The organism is Microcoleus sp. CAWBG640, assembly GCF_020883015.1.
GTDB classification, from domain to species: Bacteria; Cyanobacteriota; Cyanobacteriia; order Cyanobacteriales; family Microcoleaceae; genus Microcoleus; species Microcoleus anatoxicus.
On the sequence record NZ_JAHRFC010000140.1, the window covers coordinates 1 to 8527 of the forward strand.

Consider the following 8527-nt stretch of genomic DNA (forward strand, 5'->3'; position numbering starts at 1 on the left):
AAAGTAGCGGCAACTTTGGGGCTTTGTCTCAAAGAAGTCAGTAGAGGTGCTTTGTTAACGCCTTTGAAAGTCCCTTTGTGGTCTTAATCAAGAATCCCCCCGATTCATCGGTGGGGAGTATCAAAACCTATAAATACCCGATTAAAAGTCACGTAGAACTCGAAGCGGAGTTTAATAGCCTTGCACAAGAATGGCGTGACCAGACAAGGATGCTGTCATTAGTTACACAAAAATCAATGCACCCAGCTTATCAAAGAATTATTGGCATGGGACAGCCTGTTGTACCGTTAATTTTTCGGGATCTCGAACAAAAACCAGATCAGCTGAGCTACATAGGAGAAAAAACTGGGGCAGTCGTCGTTTCACAAAAACCTGCTTACACCTCAATGCTTCTGTGTTATCGGAATGAAATGGTTTTCACCGATTGCAATATTCGAGAGTATTGGGACGAGCAAAATTCTTTGATGGTAGATCGCGATCTTAATGCTGCGATTAACCTAAAAAGACTGGGGTTGGACATTTTCCCCAGTATAAAACGCTGTAGTGGGAATCTTTCCATAGTTGGTTCTATGGATAAAGCGTACCAGAAGGAAATCTTACATACCCTTCATCGGGCTGTTAAGAAGCCCACATCATAATCTGTACTCAGATTTGATGTGGGAGTATGTCACAAAATACTGAATATGAAGTAACAAGTGAAGAAACAGTAGATTATAATTGCTTTGCTTTCGTAGCTGGTGAAGAGGACTGTAGATGGGACCCGGTAGACCCAGATGGATACTGGCCCGATGGTGTACCAAGAGAGTTAACGTTGGATGCTTTTATCAAGGCTTATCAAACTATTGGATATGAATGTTGCGATAATGGTGACATTGAACCGGGCTTTCAAAAGATAGCAATATACACCTATAACGGTGAACCACAGCACGCTGCCCTACAAGAAGAAAATGGTATGTGGAAAAGTAAATTAGGGGATTGGGAAGATATCCAACATGAATTAAAAGGGTTAGAAAATCCTAATTATTATGGGGTGGTTCAACAAATTTTAAAACGAATGCTGTAATTGATGAAGAGCGATCGTGTTTTATAGCAAGTGCGATCGCTCCTTGATTAAATTCAAGAGAAGTATTTACGCCCTGAATCTACAGATCAAACTACAGATTTTTTGCGCAAATACTTCTGCAAAATGATAGTTTTACCAGAGGTTAAAATCCTCTGGTTCTCGCATCTAAATTAGTAAATTAGATGAGTTTGACAGCCCGCAGACCAAACATCAACACTGTCGCCAAGCCCAGCATTCCGCCGAAAAGCCCAAAATAAGTTATTGCTCCGCTAAGAGTCATTGCAATTTCTCCAAAACAATCAATAAAAAGACCTTATCTTCTAGCGTACCATACTAGATAGACACTATATCAGCATTAACCGGAAGGTTTGAAAGTATTTTTTTAGACTTGAAAACTTAGAAATTAAAGCCGTCGTCAAAGGTGATGTGCTAAGCCTAACGGCTGCGTTTATCCTGCCCTTCGACTCTGCTTAGGGGGCGCGTAGTCCAAGGACTTAAGATAAACTCTGTCACAGTGCCGGGGTTTTAAACCCAATTTTCTGATAATCTAAAATCTCATATCTAAAGTAGATAAATATGAAATCAGTAATTAAAGTTGACTTAGGACCAGAATCTTACAATATTTGCGTGCGATCGGGCGGTTTAGACGAACTCGGCACTATGCTCGGTGGGCTGAATTTGGGCAAAAAAGTGCTGCTAGTGTCGAATCAGTCGATTTTTCGCCATTACGGAGAAAAGACGGCTGCTTCCTTGGAATCGGTGGGTTTTCATGTCGGTAACTGTATTCTACCACCAGGGGAACAGTACAAAACTTTAAATTCGGTGCAGAAGATTTACGGCGCTGCTTTGGAAAATCGCTTAGAACGTTCTTCGACGATGGTGGCTTTGGGTGGCGGAGTGGTTGGCGATATGACGGGTTTTGCTGCTGCGACTTGGTTGCGGGGAATTAATGTTGTCCAAGTTCCGACTTCTTTGCTGGCGATGGTTGATGCTTCTATTGGTGGTAAAACCGGGGTTAACCATCCTTTAGGGAAGAATTTAATTGGGGCTTTTCATCAGCCTCGTTTGGTGTTAATTGACCCGGATGTGCTCAAAACTCTGCCGGCGAGGGAGTTTCGCTCGGCCATGGCGGAAGTGATTAAGTACGGGGTGATTTGGGATGTGGAATTGTTCGAGAAGTTGGAGAGTTGCAAGCGTTTGGATCAGATGCGCTACGTGAAGGCGGATTTGCTGGCAGAAATTTTGAGCAGGTCTTGCCAAGCTAAGGCGGATGTGGTAAGCAAGGATGAAAAGGAGTCTGGTTTGCGGGCGATTTTGAATTACGGACACACCATTGGCCATGCGGTGGAAAGTTTGACTGGTTACAAGTTGGTGAATCACGGGGAAGGTGTGGCCATCGGTATGGTGGCTGCGAGTCGGTTGGCTGTGGAATTGGAAATGTGGGACCGAGAATGCGATCGACGTCAGTTAGCTTTGCTGGGAAAGGCTGGTTTGCCTACGAAATTGCCCGCTGGTATGGATGTTGAGGAGATTTTGAAGACTTTACAATTGGACAAAAAGGTGCAGGATGGTAAGGTGCGGTTTGTGCTACCAGTGCGCCTGGGTGAGGCGGCGGTGAGCGATCGCGTGGATGGAGATGTGATTTTACAAGTTTTGAAGGAAATGCTTTAGGAAGTCAGTAGTCATTAGTCAGTAGTCATTAGTCATTAGTCAGTAGTCAGTAGTCAGTAGTCATTAGTCAGTAGTCAGTAGTCAGTAGTCATTAGTCAGTAGTCATTAGTCAGTAGTCAGTAGTCATTAGTTTGTCCTAATCACCAATAACGCATAATTCATGACTCATAACCTATGCAGCTTAGGAACCGCTAGATTGCGAATTAATTTCTTGCAAAATTTGCTCGACTCTCTTGGCTTGTGAAACTCTACCTTGTTTGATGAATAATTCCTGAGCTTTTTTGAGGCTGGCTACTGCTTCTGCTTGGTCTTCTTTGACTCCTTGTTGGTAAAGTCCGACTCCTAAATTGTTTAAAGCATCGGGATATTGGCTGTTAATTTTAATTGCTTGTCTCCACTCCAAAATTGCATCTGGCAATTGCCCTTGACTGGCCATGGCTACGCCCAAATCGTTGTGAGCTTTGGCGTGCTGCGGGTTTAGTTGAATTGCTTGTCGAAATTGGGCGATCGCCTCGCTCATTTTACCTTGGGCTGAGAGCAAGGTTCCCAACTTATAGTAAGCATCTCCCTGTTTGGGAAAGCGCGTAATCAGTTGTTGGTACAAAATTTCGGCATTCGCCAGGTTTCCTTGATTGTAAAGGTCGTTGGCAATCCTCAAGGCTACTGTGTATCCTTTGCCCACAACTTCGCACTTTTTCTCGGAGTTGCCTTCCTGTTTGCAAATCCTGAGTTCGTCTCCCTTCATCTCGTAGGAGAGAACTTCCCGAACTGGGCCGCGGGGACTTCGTGGCGGGGTGTTTTGGGACTGCAAGTTTTGGGAAATTTGGAGGGTGCTGGGTTCAGCTTGTACCGCTGGTACAAGTGCTAAAGCGCCCATTGCTCCCGTTGCCAAAATGCTTGGGGCGATCCAGATCAACATTTTTAAAGGGCGAAACTCTCGATCGTTTTTCATATATTGTGTGGCAACGTGTTTTTGATATCCTGGGTTTCACACCCTGTCAGAGTCTGAGCAAATGGGGGCGCACTATTAAGAAGTTATTAACAGTCGAGATATTTTAGCACTGTGTGGCATATTTTGCGTTAAATTAGAGTAGAATTCCGATCAATTATTCAGTAAACTTAGCAGGAAAGTAGAAATGGGGCAGTCTATTCTAGCCATGCTCGTTGCGCTCATCCTCGGCTACGCTGTTAACTCCTCTGTGAAAATAGTCAGCGGCGGCGACGAAGCTTTAGTCGAACGTTTGGGCCAATACAAGCGCACTCTCAAGCCCGGATTCCACTTTATCAGTCCCGTGGTAGAGAAAGTAGTCTGCGTGGACACAACCCGCGAAAGAGTTTTAGATATTAAACCTCAGTCAGCCATCACGGTAGATAATGTGGTTCTCGACGTCGATGCCGTGGTGTATTGGCGAGTTGTAAATTTGCAGAAAGCTTATTACGGCATCGATCAAATTGAAAATGCGATCGCCAACTTAGTTTTAACTACGTTTCGTGGTGAAATTGGTCGGTTGCCGATGAAAGAGATTTTCGGTTCCAGAGATGACATGAATAAGCAGTTACTCAAGAAATTGGACGAAGCTACTGAAACTTGGGGTGTCAAAGTCATCCGGGTCGAAATTCAAAGCATTACACCTCCAAAAAGGGTGCAAGAAGCTATGGAATTGGAGCAGGCAACCAAGAGCGAGTGGCAAGCAATGGTCAATAAAGCTACTGGTACTAAGGAGTACATGAAACTCTTAGTGGAGGCTCTCGATTCCCATCCCAATAGTAAGCAAGTTTTGAATTACTTAGTAACAGAAAAATACTTAGATGCTCAACAAAAATTGGGCGAAAGCGATAACGCCAAAATTCTGTTTATGGACCCAAAAAACATGACAGAAGCTCTTAACGAGTTGATGGGTTCTATGTCTGATATTGAACCGCACTCTCACCATGAGGACATGAAAGTTATCGATACTCACGCTAGTCAAGACTGATTTCTGAAGATGGCGTCGGCTACCTGACAGACATCGTGCATTTCTCTGACATCGTGAACTCGTAAAATATCCGCCGAATTCGCGATCGCACCTGTACAAGCCGCCGCTGTCCCCCAAACTCTTTGTTTCGCTTCGGGCTGATTCAAAATCTTGCCGATGAAGCTTTTTCGCGAGACTCCGACTAAAATCGGACAGTCTAAATAACAAAATTTCTGCAAATCACGCAGAATTTCTAAATTCTGACTGTGAGTTTTAGCAAAGCCAATACCGGGGTCGATAATTATTTGAGATGTGTGAATACCTGCTGCAACGGCTGCCGCAATTCTAGCTTCTAAAAATTCGCTAATTTCGCCAATTAAATCGTGATAATCGGTTAGTGTTTGCATGGTTTGGGGCGTTCCCCGAAGGTGCATCAAAATTATTGGTACTTTTAACTTGGCAACGGTTGACAGCATTGCTGAGTCAAAGGTAGCTCCTGAAATATCGTTAATTATATCAGCTCCCGCAGCCACAGCCGCCTTAGCAACCATGGATCTGGTAGTATCCACAGAAATAGGTATATCTGCAAAAATAGTTGCTTTTTCTCTCAGGATTTGGACAATTGGAAGGACTCGATCCAGTTCTGCTTGTAAGGATATTTCGGCTGCACCGGGTCTGGTAGATTGACCACCAATATCAATAATATCAACCCCGTTTTTTACCATATTTTCAGCTTGCATTAGAGCCGATTCTATGGTATTGAAATCGCCACCATCACTAAAACTATCAGGGGTAACATTCAAAACGCCCATTAAATAAGTGCGTTTTCCCCACTCGAAAGATTTATTTCTAATTGTAATTGTTTTGTGATTAACAGTCATATTATGCCACTAAAATACGCAGAAAGGACGGGGAGGGTAGGCAAAGTTTGACTTCGCTCAAAAAGCTATTTTTATCATCTGTCAATCAGCAGAATTACAAATTTTCCGCCTGACTTCTCATCAACCTTTGCACGCTGACTAAAGCCCGATTTAATTCATGATTTTTTCTTTCTGAGTTTTGTAAAAAAGCCTGTTGTTCTTCCTCAATCATCAACACATCCTGCCGCACCAAACCATCCAATAACTTTTGAGCCGCACCGAAACAAATATCTTTAATAAACCTGCGGAACCACACAGGCAATTTGTGCAGTCGCCAAAAGGCATTTAATGAGGTAAAGTGAATTAAATAAGCACGGGTTGCCGTCTCGCTCACCGGACAAACCAAGCAATAAATCTTAAAGTCATTGCCCAAAGTGGAAACCCAGTGGGGGTAAACATAACTCACCTCTAAAGGTTCCGGGTGCAGTTGTCGCAAAGATTTAAATAATAACTGAGAGATTGACCAAATTTTATCTATTTTGTAATAACTTTCGGCCTGGTAAAGAGCCGTTACTTGGTGTTCATCTTCTTCTAAAGAATCTAGCACAGGATTGGCCCAAGCTTGCCAGTCTTCGTGCAAATGTCCGTGATACATATCCATCAAATTTTCAATCAAAAATGAATGGTGTGCCTGACAGTCAATTACTGCAACTGTGGCAATATAATTGAGATGTTCCCACTCTGGGAAGCTCAATAAATTAATTTCTTCGGCTTTGGTCTCATCGCCGGGAAATATCCAGATAAAACCAGATTCTTCCTTGACTGGAAAGGAGCGAATTTTGCAGTTAGGTAGCTTTTGATTTTCTGCTAAATAATCTATTTCTGCACATTCTCCTCTGGTATTTAAGCGCCATCCGTGGTAAGCACATTCTATTAAGTCACCTTTGATTTTACCGTGACTAAGTTTAACTTGTCGGTGCGGACATCTGTCTTCTAAAGCGTTGATTTTGCCTGAACTATCGCGAAATAGGACGATGGCCTGATGCCAGACCATCGCAGCTAGTGGCTGAGTTGTGACTTCTGTAGTGCGAGCCACAGTATACCAGTGATTGAGATTAATTCCCAACTGGCGGATGTGAGTTTTTTCCGTGTTCTGAGATGGAGATTGTAGGGTATTATTTTGCATGATAAATATTTCCTAACTACGGCAAGCTTAACATTCGGGCAGGAGCGGGTTTCACCAAGCATAAATAACGATGACAAACCATCTAAATAAACCGGCCCCCACTGGATGTAGCAGCAATCAGCAAGAAGCAATAATCAATAACAGCAAGTGTTTGAGCTATCAAAAAAGCGATCGGGGCAATTAGCAGTTATCAATTACCCAAGAACGCTCATCATTCCCATCGAAATGGATTTGATATTAGAGAATCTTCAAATCTTCCCACTCTAAACTACTTGCACTTCTTTTTCCCCAGCTACAGGTTCTTGATATACTGTCTGAGATTCATTAGCCAAAAATTCAGCTAATTGAGCTTCTATTTCATCCCGCACAATCTGACGGTATTCCAGAAAATGCTCGTTGTGGGCACACACCGTCAAGTAATGATCCCAAACCGCAGGATTGCGCTTGAGAATGCTGAACAAATGATGCCAGAATTTCCAGCGAGTGCTACGCTTGACTCCTTGTCGCCAAACCACTGTTAGCAGCGCCCGCAAATCGATCAAACTCGGAATTCGAGCGGGTATCTTGGCTGTGGGTGCGCCTAACATTAAGAAATGCCGATAAGTTCGGTCTAAATATTTCTGGGCATCGTATACATCAGAAAATGCTTGGACATACTCCCTCGCAATATCTTCTAAGGGCCGCGTGGGAATGAAGTTCATCAAAGTAGTCTGGTTGAGATTACCAGATTTGTCGCGCAGTCGCCCTTCTTTGGCGAGTCTGTGGGACAATGCAGTGTGGGGCAAAGCTTGCAGCATTCCAAAGGTTGTACTGGGAATGGCTGCTGCTTCGGCAAAGTCTACAATCCGCTGACCGGCACCGGGTTTTTCGCCGTCAAATCCGATGATGAATCCGGCCATGACTCGCAAACCTGTTTTTGCAATCAACTCTACGGATTCTATCAGGGAATTTCGGGTATTTTGGAATTTTTTGGTCATTTGCAGGCTTTCTTCATCGGGAGTTTCAATCCCTAGAAATACTGCATTGAAATTGCAAGCTACCATCATCTCCATCAATTCTTGGTCTTGGGCTAAATCGATGGATGCTTCTGTGTTGAAAGTAAAGGGGAATTTGTGTTCTTCTTGCCAGATTTTTAAGTCGGTTAGCAATAGTTTGACGTTGCGTTTGTTGCCGATAAAGTTGTCGTCTACCATGAACACGCCGCGCCGCCAGCCTAGGTTGTAAAGGCAGTCTAATTCTGCGATTAGTTGTTGGGGGTTTTTGGTGCGTGGTTTCCGCCCGTAGAGGATGATGATGTCGCAGAATTCGCACTGGAATGGACAGCCTCTGGAAAATTGAATTGACATGGAGTCGTAGGCGTCTAATTCCAGTAAGTCGAAGCGGGGAACTGGGGTTGTGGTAACATCGGGTTTGATGCCGTCCGATCGATAAATTCCACTTGTTTCGCCTCTGTTTACCGCTGCTACGAACATTGGTAGGGTGATTTCGCCTTCGTCGAGAATCAGATAATCTATGCCGGCTGCTTGAGGTTCTTCGGGTACGGAGGTGGGGTACGGGCCGCCGCAAGCCACTGATTTACCGCGCCGTTTGGCTTCGCGAATGATGTCTAGCAAGTCTTCTTTTTGGACAATCATGGCTGAGAGAATGACGAGTTCGGCCCACTCCCATTCTGCTTCTGTGATTTGTCTGATGTTGCGATCGACTAACTTAAATTCCCATTCTTGTGGTAGGATAGCTGCTACTGTTACCAAACCCAGCGGTGGTAGTAGGACTTTGCGATCGACTAATTCTA

9 protein-coding genes are annotated in these 8527 nt (G+C 43.9%); 4 read left to right on the forward strand and 5 right to left on the reverse strand.

Features of this window, described 5'->3' with window-relative positions:
- Positions 1 to 77 precede the first annotated feature (77 nt).
- Positions 78 to 638 (forward strand): hypothetical protein, encoded by a 561-nt coding sequence (locus AAFP11_RS28800; RefSeq protein WP_341740098.1) that lies wholly within the window; start codon positions 78 to 80, stop codon positions 636 to 638.
- A 26-nt stretch (positions 639 to 664) separates the two neighbouring features.
- Positions 665 to 1063 carry a hypothetical protein gene (locus AAFP11_RS28805; RefSeq protein WP_341740099.1) on the forward strand — a complete coding sequence of 133 codons (399 nt, stop codon included), beginning with the start codon at positions 665 to 667 and terminating at the stop codon, positions 1061 to 1063.
- A gap of 178 nt (positions 1064 to 1241) precedes the next feature.
- Here AAFP11_RS28805 and AAFP11_RS28810 read toward each other — a convergent pair whose 3' ends face one another.
- Positions 1242 to 1343 (reverse strand): cytochrome b6-f complex subunit PetL, encoded by a 102-nt coding sequence (locus tag AAFP11_RS28810; RefSeq protein ID WP_340523689.1) that lies wholly within the window; start codon positions 1341 to 1343, stop codon positions 1242 to 1244.
- Between the two features lie 296 nt (positions 1344 to 1639).
- Between AAFP11_RS28810 and aroB the strand changes: the two genes are divergently transcribed.
- Positions 1640 to 2734: a 3-dehydroquinate synthase gene (gene aroB / locus AAFP11_RS28815; protein ID WP_341740100.1), complete on the forward strand. Its 1095-nt coding sequence runs from the start codon at positions 1640 to 1642 to the stop codon at positions 2732 to 2734.
- A 181-nt stretch (positions 2735 to 2915) separates the two neighbouring features.
- Here aroB and AAFP11_RS28820 read toward each other — a convergent pair whose 3' ends face one another.
- The gene (locus AAFP11_RS28820; RefSeq protein WP_341740101.1) at positions 2916 to 3686 is read right to left on the reverse strand and encodes a tetratricopeptide repeat protein; all 771 of its coding nucleotides are present in this window, start codon (positions 3684 to 3686) and stop codon (positions 2916 to 2918) included.
- Between the two features lie 184 nt (positions 3687 to 3870).
- Here AAFP11_RS28820 and AAFP11_RS28825 point away from each other — a divergent pair, with 184 nt between their 5' ends.
- Entirely contained in the window at positions 3871 to 4710 is an 840-nt protein-coding gene (locus AAFP11_RS28825; RefSeq protein ID WP_340520485.1) for a stomatin-like protein, read from the forward strand.
- Here AAFP11_RS28825 and folP read toward each other — a convergent pair.
- The 3 genes from folP to AAFP11_RS28840 form a co-directional block, all read right to left on the reverse strand.
- Positions 4701 to 5570: a dihydropteroate synthase gene (gene folP / locus AAFP11_RS28830; RefSeq protein WP_341740102.1), complete on the reverse strand. Its 870-nt coding sequence runs from the start codon at positions 5568 to 5570 to the stop codon at positions 4701 to 4703. The two genes, AAFP11_RS28825 and folP, sit on opposite strands and share 10 nt — an antisense overlap.
- A gap of 94 nt (positions 5571 to 5664) precedes the next feature.
- Positions 5665 to 6735, reverse strand: a complete 1071-nt coding sequence (locus AAFP11_RS28835; RefSeq protein WP_341740103.1) for an aromatic ring-hydroxylating dioxygenase subunit alpha — start codon at positions 6733 to 6735, stop codon at positions 5665 to 5667.
- Positions 6736 to 6998: 263 nt separating this feature from the next.
- Positions 6999 to 8527: DUF4070 domain-containing protein (locus AAFP11_RS28840; RefSeq protein WP_341740104.1), on the reverse strand; the 1529-nt coding region annotated here is incomplete at its 5' end.

Bases quoted from the DNA above. Each gene is read 5' to 3' on its own strand.
- AAFP11_RS28825 (WP_340520485.1), top strand. From the start codon at position 3,871: ATGGGGCAGTCTATTCTAGCCATGCTCGTTGCGCTCATCCTCGGCTAC.
- aroB (WP_341740100.1), top strand. From the start codon at position 1,640: ATGAAATCAGTAATTAAAGTTGACTTAGGACCAGAATCTTACAATATT.
- AAFP11_RS28835 (WP_341740103.1), bottom strand. From the start codon at position 6,735: ATGCAAAATAATACCCTACAATCTCCATCTCAGAACACGGAAAAAACT.
- AAFP11_RS28820 (WP_341740101.1), bottom strand. From the start codon at position 3,686: ATGAAAAACGATCGAGAGTTTCGCCCTTTAAAAATGTTGATCTGGATC.
- folP (WP_341740102.1), bottom strand. From the start codon at position 5,570: ATGACTGTTAATCACAAAACAATTACAATTAGAAATAAATCTTTCGAG.
- AAFP11_RS28810 (WP_340523689.1), bottom strand. From the start codon at position 1,343: ATGACTCTTAGCGGAGCAATAACTTATTTTGGGCTTTTCGGCGGAATG.
- AAFP11_RS28805 (WP_341740099.1), top strand. From the start codon at position 665: ATGTCACAAAATACTGAATATGAAGTAACAAGTGAAGAAACAGTAGAT.